The organism is Marinobacterium ramblicola, assembly GCF_019084545.1.
Taxonomy (GTDB): domain Bacteria; phylum Pseudomonadota; class Gammaproteobacteria; order Pseudomonadales; family Balneatricaceae; genus Marinobacterium_D; species Marinobacterium_D ramblicola.
In genome coordinates, this window is sequence record NZ_JAHREP010000013.1 from 68,858 (window position 1) to 91,698 (window position 22,841).

Consider the following 22,841-nt stretch of genomic DNA (forward strand, 5'->3'; position numbering starts at 1 on the left):
GAATGGTCATACCTGGTACTGGAGGTAAGCTGTGCGCTTCAAGAAGCTGGACCTGAATCTGCTGGTTGCGTTGGACACCCTGCTGAAAGCGCGAAGTGTCACTCGCACCGCAGAGCAACTGAACTTAAGCCCCTCTGCGGTAAGCAATTCATTGTCAAGACTACGCGAGTATTTCGGCGACGAGTTATTGGTTCAGATAGGTCGCAGGATGGAGATCACACCGCTTGGCGAAAGCCTCCAGGAACCTGTGCGAGATGTGCTTAACAGAATCGAGAGCACCATCCTGATCCCTCCCGAATTTCACCCGGACAATACCGATCGAACTTTTTCCATATTCGTATCGGATTACACCCAAATTGTCTTTGTTCCACACTTGATGACACTCACTGCCGAACAATCGTCCACGGCAAAATTCAACTTTCTGCCTCAGATAGCTAACCCACATAAACAGCTGGAGCAGGGAGACGCAGACTTGTTGATTATCCCATCGGGCTTCGTTTCGCCGGACCACCCCTATGACGTGCTGTACGAAGAAGACTATGCCTGTCTCATTTGGGCAGAGAGCTCACATGCCCGGTCAGAGCTGACTTTCGAACGCTACGCTCAAGCGAAGCATGTTGTTATGGCACCGCCGGCCGGAAGATCCGATCATTTTGAGTATCTGGCGAAAAAAAAATATGGCATCAATCGCGACATAATAACCACGACATACAGCTTCGCAGCAGTTCCCGGGCTGATCGTAGGGACAGATCATATCGCCACGGTCCACACCCGCCTGGCTCGCCTGCTGGCTCAGATATTTCCATTGGAAATCAGGCCACTCCCCTTCCACATGGATTCAATGAAACAGTGCGCACAATGGCACCATTACCGCAGTAACGACCAGGGTTTGGTTTGGTTAAGAGAGATGCTGAAAGGAGCGGTTACGAACATGATCAGATCCAGTAAACCTGAGTCGGCCCTGATCCAATAAACAAGGGTACGCATCTTTGAGCAGGATACTGGGTGAGCGCATATGGCTCACCGGAGGCGGGCTTGATCCCCCCTTCCGGTTACGCGCGTGGCAGCCCCCCTTCACTCCTCTCGATGTTCGAACAGCAGCGGGTTGCTCTTCACGATCTCGGCCGTACGTTCGATATGGCTTCTCAGCAACCGGGCCGCTTCATCGGCATCGCCGGCGATGGCCGCCTCCATAATCAACTGGTGCTCGGAATTGACATCGCGTTTATTGTGGAAGGCTCTGGGCGCCGACAGTGTGCGGTAGCGGTTGTGTTGATCCGCAAGCTGTTCGCAGAAGCCTATCAACCAACGCGAATCGCAGCCGGAGATCAGCGCAGTGTGAAAGGCACGGTGCAGCGGCTCCCATTCGGGGTTGTCTTCAAACCGGTTGTCGGTCAGTGACCTTGGCGTGCGGTTCAGCCGGTGATGTGCCAGCACCACCGCCTCCTCCCACTCGGTGGTGTGGTTGGCGATCGATTCACGCAAAGCAAGCTCTTCCAACCAGCACCGGGTCTTGGTGATCTCGGCGAGGTCCTGTTCGCTGATACGGGCCACCGCGAACCCCCTCAGCTCCCGCCTCTCGACAAGCCCCTCCGACACCAGCCTGTTCAGCGCTTCGCGCAAGGGTGTCGCGCTTGCCGAGTAGCGTGCCGCCAGCGCCTCAATCGCCAATCGACTGCCGGGCAGCAACTCACCGCTGATCAGGTCGGTACGCAGTTTGTCGTACAGGCTGGTGGCCCTGGTCGAGCTACCGGAGCCATTGCGGATCGAAGGGGTACGCGCCATGGAATTCTACTCGCAGGATTATCGAGACCAAGTCTATTCGTTGTCGTTATGCAGAATAATATCAATCCCCACACTAGACATCATTTTATATATAAAAACCAGCATTCTAAGATCAGCTAGCGATCTCGTTAATAGCACCTATCTATACAAAGTGTACTTATAGATCTTTTTATATATAAAAATGAACACTATCATCCGTTTGTATATTTATATTCTGTCTACGAAATAACCATAAGAACCTTCGTTATGAATAGCAGCTGCCACCTACAACAGGATTGTCTCTACTGCTCTCTGCCCGCGACCTATCGACATGCCTCACCAGCCCAGGAGCGGGGACAGTGATGACACATACAGCGCTGCTCGGCATCGACATCCACGCCCATGTCGTACCCGCGCACTTTCCCGCCTGGGTGGACAGGTACATCCCGTCAGGCTGGCCGTCGACCACAGAGGCGGGGTGCCACGACGGTCACTGTCACCGCCATGTGATGATCGATGGCAAGGTGTATCGCACTGTCGATGACAGGTGCTGGAGCGTGCCTCAGCGTCTGGCCGATCTGCCCGGCATGGGGCTGGTCCACCAGGTGATTTCGCCGATGCCGGAGCTTCTGAGTTACTGGCTTGATGCCAATCACGCCAGGCCGCTGTTGCGCTACCTCAACGAGACCATCGCCGAGATGGTGGCCGAGAGCGGTGGAACTCTGCTCGGACTTGCCGCGGTCCCGCTACAGGAGGTGAGCGCGGCGATCGACGAACTTGAATATGCGGTGCAGCAGTTGGGTCTTGTCGGCGTCGAGATCGGCAGTCATATCAACGGCATCCCGTTGGGCGACAAGCAGTTGCGGCCATTCTTCGCCGCCTGCATGGCGCTGGACGTTCCGGTGTTCGTTCATGCACTGAAACCGACCGGGATGGACAGGCTTGTCGGACCTTCGCAGCTACAGCAGGTGCTGGCCTATCCCAGTGACGTGGGCCTGGCTGCCGCGTCGGTCATTACCGGCAACCTGTTGCTCGACTGCCCGGCGTTGCGTATCGCGTTCAGTCATGGCGGCGGGACATTCGCCTCTCTGCTGCCCCGGCTGCAGCAGGGCTGGCACACCTTCCCGGCCCTGCGTGACCAGATCGCCGTAGCGCCGGCAGAGCTGGCCCGCCGCCTGTTTTTCGATACCTTGGTTTTCGATACCGCCACACTGCGCCATCTGACAACGAAATTCGGTACGAGCCAGCTCATGCTGGGCAGTGACTACCCTTTCAATTTTCACGAGAGGCGACCCGTAGACCAGGTGCTCGCCTGTACTTTCTCCTCCGATGTGGCTGCCGACCTGGTGTACGGGAATGCGGCACATTTTCTGGGTCTTTCCAATTATCAGAAAGGGATCTAACAAATGAGCTCTCCTTGGATCAAGGCGTTGCGCAGCGTAGCGCTCGACGTGCCCGACCTGCCGCTCGCCGAAGACTTTTATACGCGGGTATGGCACCTGGAGGTGGTCGCCCGGACCGATGACGCCATCTTCTTCAGAGGTACCGGAGCGGATCATCATCTGCTGTCGGTACATCAGGCCGAGCGCCTCGCGATTCGCAACGTCACCCTGCGCGCACGTCATCCGGGCGTTCTGGAGCGAGTGAGCCAGGCAGTGGTCGAGGCCGGTGGCCGGATCTTGCAGCCGCTAGATCAGATTGACGAGCCGGGTGGTGGCCAGGGCCTGACCTTCTGCGATCCGAGTGGCCGCGTTTTACGCGTCGTCTATGGCGATCGCTGCCACACCGACACACAAGAGGTTGCCGACCGGCCGATGCGCCTGGCTCACGTGGTACTGAACAGTCGCAATGTGGAACAGTCCCAACGCTTCTTCGAGTCCTCACTCAAGTTCAAGCTCGCGGACCGTACCCGCATCATGGCGTTTATGAATTGCGATAACGACCACCATTCCATTGCGCTGGGCGATGCGGAGAACGATGCCCTCAATCACATCGCCTTCCTAATGCCGGATATCGACTCGGTGATGCGTGGCGGCGGCCGCATGCGCGATGCCAGTCACCCCATCGAATGGGGACCGGGGCGTCATGGCCCCGGCAACAACGCCTTCAACTACTTCATCGGCCCATTCGGCGAGGTGATCGAGTACACCGCTGAAGTCGAGCAGATCGATGAAACCTACCGTCCAGGCACGCCGGAGGATTGGGTGTGGCCGCCCGGACGCCTGGACCAGTGGGGTATTTCACAGCCGCCTTCGGCAGCGCTCAAGGATGCTCAGAAGAGCGTGTTCTTTATCAACATTCCGAACGGACAAGCATAATGAAATTCACGACATTCCTGCATGATGGATCGCCACGCCTGGGCGTGGTCGATGGCGATAGCGTAATTGACCTGAGCGCGGTACAGCCTCAGGTTCCGGCCAGTCTTCGAGGCGCACTGGAAGCGGGTGTAGACCTGCTGGCCGCCGCCGACGCCGCGCTCGTCAGCAACGGTGAGCGGATAGCCCTGGCAAGCCTGGAGTTTGCCCCGCTGATCCCCGAGCCGGGCAAAGTGATCTGCCTCGGACTCAACTACTTCGACCACGCCAAAGAGGGTGGCCGCGAGAAGCCCGAGTACCCCTGGTTCTTCTACCGTGGCAAAACCTCGCTGGTGGCCCATGGCAAGCCGGGGCGCGTACCTAAGATCTCCGAGCGCTTCGACTACGAGGCCGAGCTGGGCGTGATCATTGGCCGTCAGGTGCCGCGTCATGTCAGCCAGGAGGAGGCGCTGCAGTACGTGGCCGGGTACACCTGTTTCAACGACATGTCGGTGCGCGACTATCAGAAACGTACACCGCAATGGACGATCGGCAAGAACTTCGATGCGACCGGTGGGTTCGGACCGGTGTTGGTCACAGCCGATGAACTGCCGCAGGGTGCAGTGGGACTGAACATCCAGTGCCGCCTGAACGGGGAGGTGATGCAGAACGCCGATACCGCCGACATGATCTGGTCAGTGGCTGAGACCATCGCCCTGCTGTCGCAATGCATGACGCTGGAGCCCGGCGACGTGATCGCGATGGGTACACCGGCCGGTGTGGGACAGGCACGGACCCCCCAGCTCTGGATGAAGCACGGCGATACGGTCGAAATCGAGATCGAGGGGATCGGCACGCTGCGCAATCCGATTCTCGGCGAGGAGGCATGAGCGATGGGGGCTGAACAGTATGATGTTGCAATAGTCGGTTTCGGTCCCTCCGGCGCGGTTGCGGCCAGCCTGCTCGGTCGGGCCGGGTTCCGCGTGCATGTGTGTGACCGGCTCCATGAGGTATATGACAAGCCGCGTGCCATCGCGTTGGATCACGAGATTCTGCGAGTTTTTCAGCAGTTGGGGGTGGTGGAGCAGGTCGAGCCCTATTATGAGCCCTTCACCGACTCCTGCTTTTACGGCGTGGATGGTCAGTTGATCCGCCGCATGACCATGCTGCCCGAACCCTATCCCCAGGGGTTCGTGCCGTCGGTGGTGTTCACCCAGCCACCGGTCGAAGAGGTGTTGCGCAAGGCGGTCCTCGCGCTGCCGACGGTGACGGTCGAAACCGGGCTGACTCTGACCTCCCTGCACCAGACGGATGCTGACGTGACACTGGAGCTGGCCGCGGAGGACGGCTCCTCGCGTTCCATCTCCGCCCGCTACGTGATCGGCTGCGACGGCGCATCAAGTACCGTGCGCGATCTGGTCGGTATCAGGCTTGAAGATCTGGCGTTCGACGAGCCCTGGCTGGTGGTCGATGTGCTGGCCAACGACAAAGGGTTGGCGAAGCTCCCGTCCACCAGTGTCCAGTATTGCGACCCCGAGCGTCCCGCCACCTTCGTTATCGGCCCGGGTAATCACCGCCGTTGGGAGATTTCGCTCAAGGAGAGTGAAGATCCTAAAACCGTGGCGACACCCGAAGGGACATGGCGTCTGCTGGAACGCTGGATCACCCCGGAGGACGCCGAACTCTGGCGCCAGGCGAGTTACCGTTTCCACGCCCTGGTCGCCGAGCGCTGGCGTGACGGCCGGGTGTTCATCGCCGGCGATGCATCCCACCAGCAACCGCCGTTCCTCGGTCAGGGGATGTGCCAGGGCGTGCGCGACGTAACCAACCTGGCATGGAAACTCAGCGCTGTTCTGATCGGAGAGATTCAGGATCCGGCGGCGCAAGCGCTGCTCGACAGCTACGGTATCGAGCGCAAGGAGCATGTGCGTCAACTGACCGGAAAGCTCAAGGAGATCGGCGCCGTCATCTGCGAACGCGACGTGGAGAAGGCGCGTAAACGCGATGCGGAACTGCTGGCCCAAGCGGGTGGCAAGATTCAGCCTACACCGCGTCAGGATGTGCTGCCACCGCTGTCGACCGGGCTGATCACTCACACGCCGGGCGCCGGCACACTGTTTCCACAGCCTTGGATGCTGCGCGATGGCCAGAGGATCAGGCTGGATGATCTGGCAGGCAACGGTTGGCGTCTGGTCATGGCGAGTGGTTTTGAGGCGCCCCTGCTGTCCGATCTGGCCGGTGTGCTGAACCTGACCGGCATCGTGCTCGGGACTCCCGATTACGAAGAAGCCGATCAGGTGGTGGCCCAATGGTTTGCTCAGCACAATGCCCGGGCGGCACTGGTGCGACCGGATAACTATGTCTACGGCAGCGCACAGGATGTAGATGACCTGGGCCGGTTGCAACGCGAGTTGCTCGATCGGCTGACCTGAACGGAGCCAACTGATGTCGGTACCTTACACCCTCTACTATGCGCCAGGCGCCTGTTCCCGGGTGACGCTGGCGGCGCTGGAACAGACCGGTGCCCGCTACACCGCCCGCCCTGTTCTGCTCGCCCAGGGCGAGCAGAACAGGGCTGACTACCTGACACTCAACCCCAAGGGCAAGGTGCCGACACTGGTCACCGCTGAGGGTGTGCTGACCGAAACACTGGCCATCGCGCTCTACCTGCATCATCACCACCCGAACGCTGGCCTGCTACCGCATAACGACGCCTATGCGCAGGCACGCGCCTGCGCCTGGCTGTCCTGGTGTGGCACTACGCTACACCCGCTGATCTACCGCTTGCGGATGACCGGCCGCATCCATCCCGACGGGAGCCTGCATGGCGAGCTGAAGCGCATCGCACTGGAGGAGTTGTGTCTTCAGTTGCAGGTGGCAGAGCAAGCCCTGGCCGGCGGACGCCACTGGATCGATGGCCCACGCTGGACGCTGGCAGATCTCTATCTGCTATGGATCTGGCAGCGCGCCCTGCAGGCCGGCTGCAACCCGATCGACTACCCCGCCCTGCGCGCCTGGGCGCAACGCACAGCCGCCATCCCCGCCTGGCAACGGGCGCTGGCATCCGAGTAACCCCACCCGTCACAACCCAACAAAGGTTGATACTATGAAATCAATAAAAATGCTGTTGTCCGCCGCCTCTGTTTTCGGGGCTTGCTTACTGAGCATCCCCAGCTTTGCAGCAGACGATGTCTACCACTTGAAAGTGTCCCATTTTCTGCCCGTCAATCACCTGTTCAACAAGACATTGGAAAGCTGGGCCGAAGAGCTGAAGGCAAAATCCAACGGCCAGCTGCAGCTGCAGATCTATCCTTTAGGGCAGATTGGCCCGGCCCCCGAGCAGTTCGACCTGGCTCGCACCGGGGTCATCGACATCTCGTTGGGGCTGACCGGTACAGAGCCGGGACGTTTCCCGCTGACCGAAGTCGCAAACCTTCCGTTTGTCGTTGCCAACAGCGAAACCGCCTCCAAACGACTGACCGAACTGGCGCCGAAATATCTGAAAAAGGAGTTTCCCGGAGTCAAGATCCTGTATTTGATCGCGACCGATCCGCTTAAATTTCATCTAACCAACCGCGCCATCACCCGCATCGACGACTTCAAGGGGCTGCGTATCCGCTACGCCGGCAGTGAAACAGTGCGCGCCTTCGGCGCCACGCCTGTGTCGGCAGAACCGGCGGAAGCCGGCGACGCGATGGCCAAAGGAACCATCGACGGTGCTCTCCTCCCCTATGAGGGCGCTCAGAGTTTCCAGTTGGGCGATGTCGCCAAATACTCGCTCGAACCGGGTATCAACGCCGCTACTTTCTTCCTGGCTATGAACAACAACAGCTACACGAGCCTGCCGCCGAAGCTGCGCCAGTTGATCGATGACACCACGGGGACGGCAGCGGCGGCACGTCTTGGACATCAATTCGACCTGGTTGAAGCCCAGGGCCGCCAATACATGCTGAACAAGGGCGTCAAAATTTCCACGGCAAGTCCCGCGTTGCTCGACGATATGCACCGCCTGACCCAGCCGATCATCCAGTCTTATCTCGCTAAGATGGACGCCGCGGGCTTGCCGGCCAGTGACTTCTACACCGAACTGACAAACGCTTCCCGTCCCTGATCTCTGCAGCAGCCCGAGTCGCCTACGCAACTCGGTTCACGCTCTGATATGGGTCCTGTATGAAATTCATAACAACGCTGACGATCGGCCCGGCACCCTTCCCGCATATCAAACTGCGGGGCAGGTGCCGCGTCGATCGAGTCCCGATGGAATCAGAACGGATAGTGCTGGTGAGGGTCTTCGATGGTGATCCAGCGCAGATCGGTGAATTCGGCAATCGCCGCCTTGCCGCCAAAGCGACCGTAACCGGATGCCTTGACTCCGCCGAAAGGCATCTGCGGCTCGTCGTTCACCGTCGGTCCGTTGATGTGGCAGATACCCGATTCGATCCGCTCGGCCACCCGCATGGCGCGCTGCAGGTCGCGGCTGAACACCGCGGCCGACAAACCGTACTCGGTATCGTTGGCCACGCGGATCGCCTCCTCCTCCCCGCTCACGCGGATCACCGGTTTCACCGGACCGAAGGATTCCTCCTCATAGATCGTCATGCCGGGTTTGACGTGGTCGACCAGGGTAGCCTGAACAATGGCGCCATCGCGCTTGCCGCCGGCCAGGATCCGCGCCCCCTTGGAGGTGGCATCCGCCATGATCCGCTCCATCTTCTCTGCCGCCTGGAAGGTGATCAGAGAACCGAGCACCACCTGTTCGCGCGGATTGCCGGCGGGAAGGGCCGCGGCACGGGCGGCCAGCTTTTCGACGAACTCGTCGGCAACCTTCTCATCGACGATAAGGCGCTCCGTCGACATGCAGATCTGGCCCTGGTTCATGAACGCGCCGAAGATCGCAGCATTGACCGCGCCATCGATATCGGCGTCGTCGAGCACGATCAACGGCGCCTTGCCACCAAGCTCGAGCAGTGCCGGTTTCAGATGCTCGCCGGCCAGTCGGCCGATAATCCTGCCGACCTGCGAAGAGCCGGTAAAGTTGACGTGGCGCACCTGCGGATGAGCGACCAGCCGCTCCACGATCGCCGCGGCATCCTCCGGCGCATTGGTGATGACATTAAGCACGCCCTTGGGCAGCCCCGCGTCGACCAGGCACTGGCCGATCAGCCGGTGGGTGGCCGGGCACATCTCCGAAGCCTTCAGCACCACCGTATTGCCACAGGCGATCGGCATCGCCACGGCACGGGTGCCGAGGATCACCGGCGCATTCCACGGCGCGATACCAAGGCAGACACCCTTGGGTTTGTAAACGCCCATGGCAAGCGTATTCGGCTTGTTGGACGGGATCACCTCGCCACCGATCTGTGTGGTCATGGCCGCCGCCTCACGGATCACGCCCGCGGCCAGCATCACGTTGAACCCGGCCCAGCCGGCTGTAGCGCCGGTCTCGGCGATCATCGCGGCGGTAAACTCCCCGGCCTTCGACTCCATGATGTCGGCGGCCTTCATCAACAGCGCGCGCCGCTCACCGGGGCCGGTCTTCGACCAGGTTTCGAAGGCGCGGGCGGCGGACGCGACGGCGTCATCGACATCCTCCAGCTCCGCAGCGGCGGCGGTTGTCGCCACCTCGCCCGTCACCGGGTCAAGACGGTCATAGGTGCGGCCCCGCGCCGCTTGCCTGGCTTCTCCGTCGACAATCAGGTTGATATGCATCGTTATCTCCTCTTAGAAAACTGAAACCGCCTCCAGTTTGGATCCTCAGTCGTTATCGCGCGAATAGATCGGCACTTCGGTGGCATAGATGAAGTAGGATTGCTCGGGTCGGTAGAAGGCGGTGTCTGCCTCGGCGTTGATCTCAAGCAGCGCCCGTTCGTAGGCACGGAAGGCACCGATGACCGAGGCATTGTCGTACCAGAGGCTGGCGACGCCTTCATAGATCGGTACATCCTTGCCGCCGAAATAGGCGAGCATTTTGTTGAACTCAGGACGTTGCCGGTTGTGCACACAACGGCGCAAGCTTCCCGTCACCTCGGGCGCAGCCAGCGCCATCTCGTGCGCCTGGGCCCAGCGGGTGAAAAACGCCTCCAGGTCGAGCCCTTCGGCGGCCCGCAGGAAGTGCATCACTTTCGCGCCGCCACCGACGGCAGGCTGCGCCACCGGCTGTTCGAACTCTTCAGCGACCAGGCTCAGCGCAACGCTCTCGTCGCTGAAGTTGCGGCCATCCGGGCCGACCCTGGTGCGAACATACTCGCTTGAAAAGGTTGCCCGCATATCCTCCGCGCTGTCCCAGCACAGTTCGGTGACAGAGTCGCGCGCAACCACCATCGAATGCGAGGGCTCGGAAGCGGTTCCGAACGCGGCGTCGAAGGCGTGGTTCTGCAGGTAACTGCGCAGGGTCAGCGGGTTGTCGAGCGTAATCGCGCCGTGAACATGCTGGAGGTAGCTGACATACTCGGCGTGCGTCATGCCGGGACGTCGGCATACGGCGGCTATCATTTTGATCATTTACAGCTCCTGTCTGGCAAAATTCAATGTTTCAAAGTGACATCTCATGATTCGGGCAGGCTATCCGCGTGGAACCCCGCCGCCTCAATGCCGGCGATGGCGCAGAGTTCGTCGTTATCCCCCAGATCGCCGGAGATCCCGACCGCGCCGACCACCTCACCGGAATCGTCCCGGATAAGGACACCGCCTGGCGACGCGACGAGGCGCCCGCCGCTCGTAGTGGCAAGCATCGAAAAAAAGGTCGGCAGCTTGCTCGCGCGCGCGGCGAGCTCCCGCGAGCCGAAACCCATGCCGAGCGACCCCCAGGCCTTGCCGAAGGCGATGTCGAACCGCAGGATGCCGGCGCCATCCTCCCTTTTATAGGCGACAAGATGGCCCCCGGCGTCGAGAACGGCGACCACGAGCGGCGCAAGATTATGCGCCCGACCCTCCGCCAGGGCCGCATCGACGATTGCCGATGCCTGGGTTAGTAAGAGCATACTCATGCTGATATCTCCATTTATGAACCTGTATGTTTGCTTGCCTGACACAGCGGTTATAGACGTTTTGCCGAGACCTCCCGCGTCAAACGAACATCGCCAGCACCCCCAGATCCGTTTCCGGACGCGGAATCTTGAAGCTGATCACCTTCCAGTCCGCGGCAGCCGGACGCTCAAGACACGCCTCCAGCCAACGGTCGACGTTGGGCCATGCCGACATATCCAGCGCAGCAAGCCGCGCCAGTGTCATCACCGCGGACACGTTCAGATCGGCGACGGTGAATCGCTCTGCTACCAGATAGCGCCGGTCAGACAGGTGCTGGTTGAGCACACCCAAGGGACGAGCCAGTTTTTTGAGGGCAATCTTGAGCTCCGCCGGGCTGCGCTTATCCTCATCGAACAGGATCAGGTTTGCTGCGGCAAGCAGCAGCGGTTTCTCGATTTCGGTGATGACCCAGTGCGTCCATTGAGTCATCAGCGCATCCTCCTCAATATTAGCCGGAGAAAGCGGACTGTCATGCTTGCGCGCCAGGTATAGATTGATCGCCAGGGATTCAAACAGGCAGAGGCCGTCGGACTCATATGCCGGTACGCGCCCGTTTGGATTGATCTTGAGAAACTCAGGTGTATGCGTGCTTCCATCCATGAAGTTGACCGGCTCATGCTCGAACTCGACGCCTAACTCCTTCAGCATCCAAGCCGTTCGATGTGCACGCGAATACAGCGAACCATAAAGTTTATTCATCTTCTGCTCCCAATCTGTTTTTTGTTCGTTGCCGTGACCTCATCAATACCTTCCCTGGAAAGCCGAGGCGCGACAGCCGGTCGTCACTAACGTACGAAGAGCGGGCGTTTCCGCTCAGCTCACAGGTCCAGAACCAGTCTGGCGCTCCTGGCCCTTGAGCAGCACAACAGCATCCGGTCATTCCTTTCGCGTTCAGCGGTGGTCAGAAAGCTGTCGCGGTGATCCGGCTCCCCTTCAAGAACACCGGTCAGACAGGTTCCACAGATCCCCTGTTCGCACGAGACCGGGATCTCGATGCCCTTTTCCGCCAACACCGAAACGATTGACTGGTCCGCGGGAATAGCGATCAGGTCGCCGCTACTGCCGATTTGGATGTCGAACGTACCGCCGTCCGCAGGCAGCACGGCGGCTCTGAAGAACTCGCGGTGGATCCGCTGCTCCGGCCAGTCGGCCCTGACGGCGGTATCGATAATGAGATCGATAAAACCCGACGGCCCACAAACGTAGAGGTGTGCATCCCCGTCGGCCCGTTCAAGAATGGCCTCTGGCTGCAAGCGTTGCCGCTCATCGCCATCGTCGAAATGAATCTGCACCCGGTCGGCAAAGCCCGACTGGCGAATGCGATCCGCAAACGCCGTCCGGTCGGGGCTGCGTGTGCAGTAGTGCAGCTCGAAACGCTGTCCGTTTTCTGCCAGATGCTCAGCCATGCACAGGATCGGCGTGATGCCGATGCCACCGGCGAAAAGCAGGCTCTGAGGTACCTCTGGCGTCAACGGAAACAGGTTTTTCGGTTCGCTGATGCGAATAAAGTCACCCGGTTGAACGTGCTGATGCATGGCAACCGAGCCGCCGCGGCTCTTGGGATCGAGCAGCACGGCGATCACATAGCGATGATCATCGGCCGGCGGATTACAGAGCGAGTACTGCCGGACAACGCCAGCGCCAATCTCGACGTCGATATGTGCGCCCGGCGAAAACGCCGGCAGGCGCTCCCCATGGGGAGACGTTAACTCGTAGCTGTAAACGCCGGTCGCCTCCAAGTGCTTTGCGGACACCTGTACCCGCAACCATTTCGGTGTCGTCGTTTCAGCCAGGACAGGCACATTCACTGGCCAACCTCCGCCGCCATTTGCTCGGCCTTGATCAGCGCATCGAGAACCCGCCGGGCACGCACCCCCGGACCGTCCACCGACAACAGCACCGGCTTCAGTTCCCAGAAATCGGCGCCGCTCCCCATGGTGCGCTGTTGCGCCTCAAGCATGGGCAGGTCCTCTGTCTCGAACGGCTTTTTCAGAAACTGGATATCCGCGATCACCGTATCTTTCGCCGCCTCACCGCCGGATCTGTGTTTGCTCACGGCGAACCAGTAGTGCGTGGTCGTTTCGGTTTCCGGCGTGAACAGGTGGAAGAAATACATGGAGTTGCCAACGTTACGGGGTTCGGGGCTGCCGGTCGGCGCTCTGCCGACGATCAGCTCCATGACGCCGGGGGGCTCCCACCGCACATCGAGCCAGCGATCGAACCGCGAACCGGGTTCCACGCCGTTGCGCTTCTCCAGTTCCGGCGACAGGCGCTCGTTGCGTACCAGCCGCAACGAATAGACCGTATTGCCCTCCTGCTGAACGTCCGTTTCGGCGCTCTCGGAACCCGGGCTGCCCAGCGTTCCAGCGTGCAGGTAGTCGATGTGGCTGAGGTCCATGATGTTGTCCACGTCGAGCTGGTAGTGGGACAGCACGTGAAGATAATCCTTGCCGACAAACCACTCGTCGGGTGCCATCCGCTCGAAGCGCGGAATAAGACCTTCATCCGCCCTGTCCTCATCGCCCATCCAGATCCACAACAGGCTGTAGCGTTCGACAACGGGGTACGCGCTGACTTTCGCCGCTTTCGGGATAGTGCCATTACCGTGTGGATTGAGTGTGCAGCGGCCACTGCCGTCAAACCTCAACCCATGGTAGGGACACTGTACAGTGTCGCCGTGTACCTGCCCCTTATGCAGGGGCGCAAACCGGTGTGGGCAGCGGTCGGCCAGCGCTTTGGCGCGACCGCTGCTGTCCCGGAAGAGGACAACCGCTTCGCCCAGAAATGTGCGGGGCAGCAGCTCTCCTGGCTTAACTTCCTCATCCCATGCGGCGACGTACCAGCAGTTGCGCAGGTAGCCGATCTTTTTATTCTGCATTATGTGACCTCTTTAACCGTTCACTCTTGACGCTTCACGGGTGCTCTGCAGCACGGCTGTCAGCAGGACCGCACCCGCGGGTGCGGTCCAACTAATGTCAGGCCTTACCTTCTGCACCGAGTGAGGATGAGCGCACCCAGATACCATGGAAGCCTTCGTGAACACGGCATGGGAACTTGATCACCGCCAGCGGCCCCTGCTTGAGGTTGCGCGCATCGAGAATCACCAGATCGGTACGGTTTTCCGCCCGTCTGCCGACCATCGTCATCAGGAAGCCATCGCCCTCCTCCGCATCCGGGCTGCGCGGCACGAAGCAGGGCTCTTCGGGCGAAGAATCCGGTCCCGCATAGTAGAGGTCGATCTCGCCGGTCTGCTCGTCGAAATGTCCCAGGCAGGTGAATGGAGGTCCCTTGGGTCCATGCTCGAGCATCGGTCCCAATTCCGGGTTGCTGGTCCCGAACCAGTAGTGGCGGGTTCTCTGCATCGCGAAACGCGGATCGACCACCGGCATCTCGCCGATATGGTTGATGAATCGCTGAATATCGACCCGGTCGCTTTCGCTCTCCAGATCGACCGTCCAGCGCTCGCCAAAGGGCGGCAACTCCTGTGCATTCGGATTATGGAGATCGGGGAACTGGCTGAGCCAGCCGGAATCGTTGACGAAATGATCCAGCACGAGCTTGCCGCCCTCTTCCCAGGCGTTGAAACTGTGGGTCTGCATCGCCACCTTGGGCGCGGTGAACCAGCGGATACCGGACACGCCCCGGTCACGCGGGATCACGGCGACATAGGTCTTTTTACTGCTGTCCCAGTGCCAGTAGTCTTCACCCTTCTGCACGCGTTCCCAGTCGCAGATCATCGGACAGATGACGAAGGCGATGTAGTTGCGCGAAACCAGGAAGTCATGAACCATCGAGCAGTAGGGCGCCTTGAACCGCTCTGTACTCGTGAACTGCCCCGCCTTGTCGATGGTGTAGATCTCGATCTCGTCGCTGGCGATACCCTCGCAATTGTAGGCAAAAGCGATGCATTCACCGGTCAACGGGTCGAATTTCGGATGCGCCGTGAAGGTCTTGCTTTTCAGTTGCCCGCCGAAATCGCTCTCCCCCAGCGTCGACAGATCTTCGGGGTCCAGCTCGTAGGGGCGACCGGACTCCTTCAGCGCATAGAGCTTGCCGTGGTGCCACATCACTGCGGTATTGGCGGTATTGGCGTCCTCGCCGACCACCTCGGCAGAGTCGGTGAACGGGTTCCGGTAGGCACCGAACAGCGCCCGGCGCGCCTCCCGCTCCAGCTCCAACTTGCGGGTGCGGACAAAGCGCGTAGTCAGATCGGCATGGCCGTTCCGAATGCTGACCTTGTGCACCATACCGTCGCCATTCAGGAAGATATCCTTGCCGTGCAGGGGCGGATAGGCGTGGTCGGCGCTGTTGCGGAAGTAGACGCCATCCAGCTCAGGCGGGATGGTGCCGATAACCTCCAGGTCATGTACATGACCTTCGATGCGCACGGGCGCGGCATAACCGTTGAACACGACATCATTCGGGAATCGCAGCCCTGCGGGCGGTTTTACCTGGTCGTTCATTGTTGCCTCCATGGACATGTTGAGAGAGTGTTGGCTTCAGGCGCCGGCCAACACCGGCGTATCACTGCTTTTGGAAAGGTCCCGCCGTACCCACAGCATCAGGCTGACCGCTATGCCGGCGATAACGGCAACGGCCCAACCGAGACCGTGATATCCGACCCCCGAGACAATGGCGCCACCGAGCAGTGGACCTATGCAGGAGCCGATCATCATCATCGCCGGGGTAGCCGCGACCGCGCGTCCCGAGGGGTCGACCTTCGACAGCAGACCAAACAGGAAGGTGTGCGTGAAGATAACCAGCGTGACGTAAAGCGCCGTGGGCACGGCGTAAAACGGGAAGTCAACGGCGCTGGTCAGCGTCAGCGCAAATACCGCCTGAAGCAGCGGACCGCCGATGCCGACCGCGATCGGTGACAGGCGCTTTTGCAGCAGAGCCGCGAGCGCGCCGGGCACCAGGTTGATGAACCCCATGAGTATCAGAATCATCTGAATCCGGTGTTCGCCAAACTCACGCGCCGCGCCGATCCGCTCCACGTAGGAGAAAATGGTCGCCTGGCTCAGCGTCAGGCAAACGACAACGCCGTTGATCATCCACGCCGCACGCGGAACCGGCTCACGCCGACGCTCGGCGTCGCCATCGGCTGAGCCGGCCTTATCGTCAACCTGCGGAAAGAACAGCAGTGACACCACGGCACCGAAGCCCATGACGATGGCAAAGGCCTGGAACAGGGTCTGCCCACCGATTTTTCCGATCATGTCGGGCAGCGTCGCGTACATGGCAATGGCCAACGCCCCCATGGCGATATTGACGGTACCGAACAGACGGTGAGGATTGGCGGTGCGTCCGATACAGCCATGGGTGACCGACAGTGCCGAGCCCGCGCCAAACCCGGCAACAGCGTTCAGGATCAGGAAACTCTGAAAACTGTCCGCGGACACTGCCTGTCGCGATATGACAAAAAAGCAGAGCGTCGCAACGGCGAAGCCGCCGGCCGCGATGAAGCGATGATGCAGACGGTTGAATCTCGGCGCCAGCACCATGCTGGCAACGACTACGGCCGCGAGGAAAAGGGTAACGGTCAAGCCCGCCTGGGTCGGTTGCAGCCCATAATGCTGCATCAACACCCCGATCCACAGCGGCAGCGCCGCCAGGTCGATCATCCCGGCCATATGGCCGACACTCAGAGCGGCCTTGCCACTCAAGCTATTAAGCGTTGTCATGCTACCTCCTGATAATTATTGTTCTAATCGAGAGTGCGCGGGAGCGCCGACGCAGGTGGCGACGTCATGCCGGCACACCCTGCCCCGGCGGCACGTCGTCCCTAGAAATTCCAACTCATGATCGCAGCCAGAGCCTGGTTCGAGCGGTTGTCTTGCAGACCTTGGTGCCGTGTGTAGGAGAGCTCTAAGCGGCTGCCCTTCTCCAGCGTCATCGAGACGCCGGCACCGAGCACGGCATAGGTGGGTTCATCCACGAAGAGGTCGAGATCATTGACATATTCATGCTCGATTCCGAACAGGAGGTTCGGCGAAGCGCTGCCGGGTCGCGCCTCTTTTTCAAGGCGCAGATGCCCCCAGAGCGTTCCGTAATCCTCGGTATCGCCGACGACACCGGATGAGACCTCACCAAAGCTGTCGGCGGTTTCCTCAATAAAGTTGCGTTGGTACTGCATGCCGAGAATCGGGTGTAGCGCCCAACCCTCCGGCGCCACCCCAAGATCCTGGTGGTGGAATGTCCCGATCACTTCGGCCTGGGTATAGAAACGGTCATCGCCCTGGGCATGGCGAAGCTTAAGCCCCGGCCCCACCGCAACCTGAGTGGTGGTATCGCCCCAGGAGTATTCGGCGCGTGCGGCAACCCCCCAACGCTCGCTGAACTTGTTCAGCAGGTCGACGCGAATCCCGCCTCCGTCATGGTCTATGGAACCCGCATCTACGATATCGAGATCGGTCTTCTCTACGAATGCACCTACACCCAGCATCGTGTTGGCGTTGGGGTAACGCAGATACTGGAGATCGAATCGCAGGATATCGCCATCAAGCTCGACCTGGTTGTCGTCGCCATTAGCGAATGTCCCGCGCAGACTGAACAGCAGATCCGACTGTCCGTCCGGCAAGGTGTACATAAAGCTGAGTGGAACGATCAGGTCAGACGATTCGTCGGTATAGCCGGTCGTTGGAGCGCCCGGAGAGGTTGCCTTACCGACCGTGGTACGTCCCTGGCCGATCCGCCATTGCACCGAGCCAAATTGATCGTTCTCGAAAAATGATCGCAATAGGCCCGCCTGACCCAGATTCATCTTTGCCTGAATCGCCGGCGGCAGTTGGGGTACTTGTGGAGAACTTACCTGAGCGGCCGCATGAGATGAGACCGCGAGAGCGGCAGCCGTGACTGCGCAACGCATGATTGTCATATTTCACCCTTGTTATTTTTATAGTTACTGTCAGCTTTCACCCTTGTAATTGTTGTGCTCATGGCACTGTCGCCGGGTGATAAGCGAGTCTGCATTGCGGATCAGGATTGAATCCGTATGCATCCTGGTTACGCCGCCAATGACGGCATAGGTTGAAATTACCCCCCGGACTTCCACCGATAAAACAGATTGTATTTATGACATCCAACGATAGAATTAATACCTAAGCTGAAACTTCAGGAGCGGCACCGTGCGGCTGGACCGATTTGATTTGAACCTGCTGATCGTGCTCGACATTCTGTTGGAGGAGCGCAACGTCACGCGGGCGAGCGAACGCCTGCATATCGGCCAATCGGCCACCAGTGCGGCGCTCGGTCGACTGAGGGACTATTTCGGTGACAACCTGCTTGTCCCGGTAGGCCGTCGCATGGAACTTACACCGCTTGCCCAAAGCCTGGCGGCGCCGGTGCGCGACACCCTGATGCGGGCTCGCGCTACGATAGCCCTGCGGCCGAACTTCGACCCGGCCACCATGTCACGCGACTTCTCTATCGCCGCCTCGGACTACATGGTGGAGGTTCTGGTTGCTCGCGCGGTGCGCAGCCTGGCAAAAAGCACCCCGGGATTGCGGCTGGATCTCTCCAGCTTGCCTAACGATCTGATGGAGGCGTTTGAAAGGGGCGCGATCGATCTGCTCTTCATACCGGAGCAGTATGCGAGCCGGCTTCAGCATCCACAGGTCGAACTTATGCGTGACGACCAGGTATGCATGATGTGCCAGGATGCCGACATTGATGAGCTGACCATGGAGCAATATCTGGACCGGGGACACATCGCCATTCGGCTGGGAGACGAGAGCAGTCTTGCATTCGAGGAGTGGTTTCTACCGCGCTTCGGCCGCCAGCGCCGTATAGAGTGTACGGTGGATCATTTCAGCGCCTCCCCCCTGCTGGTCATGGGCACCGACCGTATCGTGACCCTGCACCGCCGCCTGGCGGAGCAGATGGCGCAGCGCTTTCCTGTCAAACTGCTGGAGGCACCATTCGACATGCAGCCCGTGGTCGAGGTCATGGTTTGGCCACACTATCTCGATGAAGATCCGGCGCACAAATGGCTCAGAAGCACCGTTCAGTCCATCGCCGGCTCGCTGACAAGCACAACGGAGACCGGTAGCCAGCCGCGTTAAGTTCACATCACTCAACCCAGAGTTGGTTGGATGAACTTAAAGCAGCCACTCAACGGTCGGTTGCCTCACCATCCTCATCGTCACCGAACAGGTCTCGATATGCGTCTTCGATCACATCAAAAAGACCCTCCGGTACTCGGTACTGGTCGCTCCCTATGGCGACCATGTACATACGATCACGGCGGACAATGGCAGCGAGTTCGTCGAGCACAAGGCTATCGCCAAAGCGTTGGACGCGGAGTTTTACTTTGCCCATCCGTATTCGTCATGGGAGCGTGGGCTGAACGAGAATTTTAACGGCCTGCTGCGGCAGTTCATCCCGAAAGGCATGGATCTGAAGCTGATCACGGATGAGGATGTACGGCGTGCCGAGAAGTGCTTAAACCTGAAACAGCGCAAGTGCCTCGGGTTCAGGCAGCCTGAAATCGTGTTCCAAGAATGCCTTCAGGCTGCATAGGCGGGTGTCGCACTTCGGAGTTGAATTCGCGTCCGGCGAACACCCCAGCAACAGCCTTTCCCTGATGATCCGATGATGCTGGGAATCCTGTTTACCGGCTTTGACTGCGGACCGCTTTCTTCGCAACGCCATCTGATCGGCGGTATCCGCAATGTACTCTTGGGCGGCGGTGTTGCGCCGCAACTCCCGGGCGATCGTATTGTATTAATCCAGCCCAAACTGGACATCGCGCTCGACTTTAAGTCTGTTTCAGCGGTTTACGACAGCATCCATCACAGTACTTCCGTACGCCGACTTACCATTGAAATTAACTTCCACCTCGCCAACATTCCCACCAAGTAGTTGACAGTATCATCCATGCGAAGGCATAGTTGACAAAATCAACCAGATAACAACGAAGTAACATGATCGAAACACCTATAGGCGAAGCCCTACATCGCCTGCTGCATGCTTACAAGCGCGCCATGCGCGAAGCGTATCGTGACATTGGCATAGAACTGGCGATCGCCCATATCCGAACCCTGAAGTTGATACATCAATTCCAAGCTTCGACAGGCGCTCCTTGCACTGCACAGGCGATCGCCATCCGCTTAGAGCGAGATAAGGCGCAAATTGCCCGGCTGGTAAAGGACCTTCTGAGCGCCGAGCTGATCGAGAAGCAAAGCAACCCCGATGATGGACGTAGCCAACTCCTGACAGTGACTCATCACGGCGAAGCGATGCTAGAACGGATCCGGATGGCGGAGCGGCAGGCAAGCCAGCGCATGGCGGCCGGCTTAAGCAATGAAGAACTGACGACGTTCATTCGGCTGGGTAACACAATGACGGCTAACCTCGGCGAACCAGAGGGGCGCCGTCAGTCCAGCAAATCAATTCCACAGGAGAAATAATGAACAGACCCGCACCGCGCGAACTCACATTGCTTTACAAACAACAACTGTCGCCCCATATGCTACGCCTGACTCTCGGCGATAAAGGCATGGGCGACTTTCCCACTGATCAGGCAAGCGCCTACGTCAAACTGATGTTGCCTCGACCCGGCTCAGACCACCCCGTTGTACGCACTTACACTGTCCGTGCACATCGCGAATCGAATAAAGGGCGCGAGATCGATATCGACTTCGTCATTCACAAAGATGCTGGCCCTGCCTCGTCCTGGGCGATGGCCTCCCAGCCTGGTGACAGCATACTGGTCGGTGGACCTGGACCGACGAAAATGGTCGACCATAGTGCCGACTGGTTCCTCTTCGTCGGCGACATGACAGGGCTACCCGCCATTAGTGCCAATCTGGAGCGCTTACCCGAAGATGCTCAGGGACATGTGGTGATCGAAGTGATAGACGCCGACGATATCCAAACACTCAATGCTCCAGTGAATATGGAGTTCCATTGGCTGGTTAATCCGCATCCGGGCATGTACGCGTCCCTCCTGCTAGACAAGGTGCAGCAACTATCTTGGCTTAAAGGACGCCCGTCGGTCTGGTGCGCGTGCGAATTTTCCAGCATGCGCGCATTGCGGGATCACTTTCGCCCCCATCCCGATTTGACGCGCGACAACCTATATATTTCTAGCTATTGGAAGCTTGGCATGAAAGAGGAGGAGCATAAGGCAATTAAGCAGGCAGAGGCTTGCTAGAAACTCTTTTGGGGGCGACAACCCATACCGCCCATTTTCATACGCCACAGTACTCTTGAAGCAGCTGATTTCGCAGCGGCTTGGTACCGGCGTTTTGTACCAGTCACAAATCTACGGGATCTAGAAAGTGATTTCTTTTACATGATTTCCTGTAGAAACAGGAAATTAGAAATGATGGCCAGAACCTGAAACGACGAAGCCCCGCTGATCGCTCAGCAGGGCTTCTGAATAGATGGCGGTCAGGGAGGGATTCGAACCCTCGATGCCTTTCGACATACACACTTTCCAGGCGTGCTCCTTCGGCCACTCGGACACCTGACCACTCTACACTTGAATGCAGCGATACAGGTCGCCGTCTCAAGTGGGTGCGCATTCTATCAGACTGATTTGAAAGAACAAGCCCGGACTGACAACTTTCACCCAGGTTATGAATACGTAGCCCCTACCACTCTGCTCCAACCTCCAGGGATATCGGGCCTGCGGTTCGATTTAAGCTGATTGCAGGATCGAAAAAATCGTATAGCCGGCGCCGCTTTCCGCCTGAGGTATTAGAGCGGAACTGGTATAGTAGCGCGCTGAGTTTCTTGTCATATTCCGGGAGTGGATAGATGTTACTGGCAATTCTTGCCGTGATTGCGGGCTTGGCGCTTTTGGTCTGGAGCGCCGATCGTTTTGTCGATGGCGCTGCGGCTACCGCGCGCCATCTGGGTATGCCGACACTGCTGATCGGTATGGTGATTATCGGTTTCGGCACCTCGGCGCCGGAGATGGTCGTGTCCGCACTGGCATCGGCCCAGGGCAACCCGGGCCTGGCCTTGGGTAACGGCTATGGTTCCAACATCACCAATATCGCGTTGATCCTGGGTATCACCGCGCTGCTATGCCCTATCGCGGTACACTCCCAGATTCTGCGCAAGGAGCTACCGATTCTCGCCGGTGTCACCCTGCTGTCCGGTTATCAACTGCTCGACGGCCATATATCCAGGCTTGATGCCGTGGTATTGCTGCTGGTTTTCGCCGCCACCATGGGTTGGTCGATCTGGGTGGGCATGAAGCAGCGGGGCGATGCGCTGGGCGATGATTTTGCCCACGAGCTTGAAGATGGCCTGATGCCGCTGAAGATCGCCCTGCTTTGGCTTTTCTGTGGGCTGCTGCTGCTGGTGGCCAGTTCGCGCATCCTGGTATGGGGTGCGGTGGAGATCGCCACGGCGCTCGGCGTCAGCGACCTGATCATCGGCCTCACCGTGGTGGCGATCGGCACCTCCTTGCCGGAGCTGGCCTCCTCCATCGTCGCCGTGCGCAAGAACGAGCACGACCTGGCGCTGGGCAACGTGATCGGCTCCAACCTGTTCAACACTCTGGCCGTGATCGGCATCGCCGGCGCCATCCAACCGATGGTGGTCGAGCCCGAGGTGCTGTATCGCGACTGGATGGTGATGGCGGCATTGACCTTCTCGCTATTTATCCTCGGCTACGGTATCCGCAAGGCGGGCCATATTAACCGGCTTGAGGGCGGGATACTGACCCTGGTCTATGCGGGCTATGCCGGTTATCTTGTGTATACCGTCGTCGGCACGGTAACCGGCTGAAGAGACTAAACA

At 59.3% G+C, this 22,841-nt stretch carries 22 protein-coding genes, 1 tRNA gene and 1 pseudogene; 13 read left to right on the forward strand and 11 right to left on the reverse strand.

Going from position 1 to position 22,841, the window contains the following annotated elements; genetic code table 11:
* Positions 1–31 precede the first annotated feature (31 nt).
* Entirely contained in the window at positions 32–973 is a 942-nt protein-coding gene (locus KQ940_RS11590; protein WP_217413790.1) for a LysR family transcriptional regulator, read from the forward strand.
* A gap of 101 nt (positions 974–1,074) precedes the next feature.
* Here KQ940_RS11590 and KQ940_RS11595 read toward each other — a convergent pair whose 3' ends face one another.
* The gene (locus KQ940_RS11595) at positions 1,075–1,785 is read right to left on the reverse strand and encodes a GntR family transcriptional regulator (protein ID WP_217413791.1); all 711 of its coding nucleotides are present in this window, start codon (positions 1,783–1,785) and stop codon (positions 1,075–1,077) included.
* Positions 1,786–2,126: 341 nt separating this feature from the next.
* Here KQ940_RS11595 and KQ940_RS11600 point away from each other — a divergent pair, with 341 nt between their 5' ends.
* Genes KQ940_RS11600 through KQ940_RS11625 form a run of 6 tightly spaced genes read left to right on the forward strand, consistent with a single transcriptional unit; the run spans position 2,127 to position 8,169 of the window.
* A complete protein-coding gene (locus KQ940_RS11600) occupies positions 2,127–3,167 on the forward strand; it encodes an amidohydrolase family protein (protein WP_246590017.1) in 1,041 nt (346 codons plus the stop codon).
* A gap of 3 nt (positions 3,168–3,170) precedes the next feature.
* Positions 3,171–4,082 (forward strand): VOC family protein, encoded by a 912-nt coding sequence (locus KQ940_RS11605; protein ID WP_217413793.1) that lies wholly within the window; start codon positions 3,171–3,173, stop codon positions 4,080–4,082.
* Entirely contained in the window at positions 4,082–4,948 is an 867-nt protein-coding gene (locus tag KQ940_RS11610) for a fumarylacetoacetate hydrolase family protein (protein ID WP_217413794.1), read from the forward strand. The genes KQ940_RS11605 and KQ940_RS11610 overlap by 1 nt, the downstream gene beginning before the upstream one ends.
* A gap of 3 nt (positions 4,949–4,951) precedes the next feature.
* Complete coding sequence (locus tag KQ940_RS11615; protein WP_217413795.1) at positions 4,952–6,490, forward strand: bifunctional 3-(3-hydroxy-phenyl)propionate/3-hydroxycinnamic acid hydroxylase; 1,539 nt, start codon at positions 4,952–4,954, stop codon at positions 6,488–6,490.
* A 13-nt stretch (positions 6,491–6,503) separates the two neighbouring features.
* Positions 6,504–7,130 carry a glutathione S-transferase family protein gene (locus KQ940_RS11620; protein ID WP_217413796.1) on the forward strand — a complete coding sequence of 209 codons (627 nt, stop codon included), beginning with the start codon at positions 6,504–6,506 and terminating at the stop codon, positions 7,128–7,130.
* Positions 7,131–7,179: 49 nt separating this feature from the next.
* Positions 7,180–8,169, forward strand: coding sequence for a TRAP transporter substrate-binding protein (locus KQ940_RS11625; RefSeq protein ID WP_217413797.1), 990 nt, complete (start codon positions 7,180–7,182; stop codon positions 8,167–8,169).
* Positions 8,170–8,321: 152 nt separating this feature from the next.
* On the opposite strand, the gene KQ940_RS11630 is transcribed toward KQ940_RS11625, so the two are convergent.
* The 9 genes from KQ940_RS11630 to KQ940_RS11670 form a co-directional block, all read right to left on the reverse strand.
* On the reverse strand, positions 8,322–9,767 hold the full coding sequence (locus KQ940_RS11630; protein WP_217413798.1) for an aldehyde dehydrogenase: 1,446 nt from the start codon (positions 9,765–9,767) through the stop codon (positions 8,322–8,324).
* Positions 9,768–9,812: 45 nt separating this feature from the next.
* Positions 9,813–10,559: an EthD domain-containing protein gene (locus KQ940_RS11635; protein ID WP_217413799.1), complete on the reverse strand. Its 747-nt coding sequence runs from the start codon at positions 10,557–10,559 to the stop codon at positions 9,813–9,815.
* A gap of 44 nt (positions 10,560–10,603) precedes the next feature.
* Complete coding sequence (locus KQ940_RS11640; protein WP_217413800.1) at positions 10,604–11,044, reverse strand: GlcG/HbpS family heme-binding protein; 441 nt, start codon at positions 11,042–11,044, stop codon at positions 10,604–10,606.
* 79 nt (positions 11,045–11,123) lie between these two features.
* A complete protein-coding gene (locus KQ940_RS11645) occupies positions 11,124–11,783 on the reverse strand; it encodes a glutathione S-transferase family protein (protein WP_217413801.1) in 660 nt (219 codons plus the stop codon).
* 119 nt (positions 11,784–11,902) lie between these two features.
* On the reverse strand, positions 11,903–12,892 hold the full coding sequence (locus KQ940_RS11650) for a PDR/VanB family oxidoreductase (RefSeq protein ID WP_343222650.1): 990 nt from the start codon (positions 12,890–12,892) through the stop codon (positions 11,903–11,905).
* Positions 12,889–13,962 (reverse strand): aromatic ring-hydroxylating dioxygenase subunit alpha, encoded by a 1,074-nt coding sequence (locus KQ940_RS11655; protein ID WP_217413802.1) that lies wholly within the window; start codon positions 13,960–13,962, stop codon positions 12,889–12,891. Before KQ940_RS11655 ends, KQ940_RS11650 begins: the two co-directional genes overlap by 4 nt.
* Positions 13,963–14,059: 97 nt before the next feature.
* Complete coding sequence (locus KQ940_RS11660) at positions 14,060–15,547, reverse strand: carotenoid oxygenase family protein (protein WP_217413803.1); 1,488 nt, start codon at positions 15,545–15,547, stop codon at positions 14,060–14,062.
* Positions 15,548–15,583: 36 nt separating this feature from the next.
* On the reverse strand, positions 15,584–16,768 hold the full coding sequence (locus tag KQ940_RS11665) for an MFS transporter (protein ID WP_217413804.1): 1,185 nt from the start codon (positions 16,766–16,768) through the stop codon (positions 15,584–15,586).
* 101 nt (positions 16,769–16,869) lie between these two features.
* On the reverse strand, positions 16,870–17,823 hold the full coding sequence (locus tag KQ940_RS11670) for an autotransporter domain-containing protein (protein ID WP_217413805.1): 954 nt from the start codon (positions 17,821–17,823) through the stop codon (positions 16,870–16,872).
* Positions 17,824–18,211: 388 nt separating this feature from the next.
* Here KQ940_RS11670 and KQ940_RS11675 point away from each other — a divergent pair, with 388 nt between their 5' ends.
* From KQ940_RS11675 to KQ940_RS11695, 5 genes and pseudogenes are all read left to right on the forward strand, one after another.
* Positions 18,212–19,147 (forward strand): LysR family transcriptional regulator, encoded by a 936-nt coding sequence (locus KQ940_RS11675; RefSeq protein ID WP_217413806.1) that lies wholly within the window; start codon positions 18,212–18,214, stop codon positions 19,145–19,147.
* 151 nt (positions 19,148–19,298) lie between these two features.
* A pseudogene (locus KQ940_RS11680) lies at positions 19,299–19,604 on the forward strand (IS30 family transposase); the annotation flags it as partial.
* Between the two features lie 75 nt (positions 19,605–19,679).
* Positions 19,680–19,946 carry a hypothetical protein gene (locus KQ940_RS11685; RefSeq protein ID WP_217413807.1) on the forward strand — a complete coding sequence of 89 codons (267 nt, stop codon included), beginning with the start codon at positions 19,680–19,682 and terminating at the stop codon, positions 19,944–19,946.
* A 62-nt stretch (positions 19,947–20,008) separates the two neighbouring features.
* Positions 20,009–20,494 carry a MarR family winged helix-turn-helix transcriptional regulator gene (locus KQ940_RS11690; protein ID WP_217413808.1) on the forward strand — a complete coding sequence of 162 codons (486 nt, stop codon included), beginning with the start codon at positions 20,009–20,011 and terminating at the stop codon, positions 20,492–20,494.
* On the forward strand, positions 20,494–21,240 hold the full coding sequence (locus tag KQ940_RS11695; protein WP_217413809.1) for a siderophore-interacting protein: 747 nt from the start codon (positions 20,494–20,496) through the stop codon (positions 21,238–21,240). The genes KQ940_RS11690 and KQ940_RS11695 overlap by 1 nt, the downstream gene beginning before the upstream one ends.
* 233 nt (positions 21,241–21,473) lie before the next feature.
* On the opposite strand, the gene KQ940_RS11700 is transcribed toward KQ940_RS11695, so the two are convergent.
* Positions 21,474–21,561, reverse strand: a tRNA-Ser gene (locus tag KQ940_RS11700).
* Between the two features lie 287 nt (positions 21,562–21,848).
* Between KQ940_RS11700 and KQ940_RS11705 the strand changes: the two genes are divergently transcribed.
* Complete coding sequence (locus KQ940_RS11705; protein WP_217413810.1) at positions 21,849–22,829, forward strand: calcium/sodium antiporter; 981 nt, start codon at positions 21,849–21,851, stop codon at positions 22,827–22,829.
* Positions 22,830–22,841 lie beyond the last annotated feature (12 nt).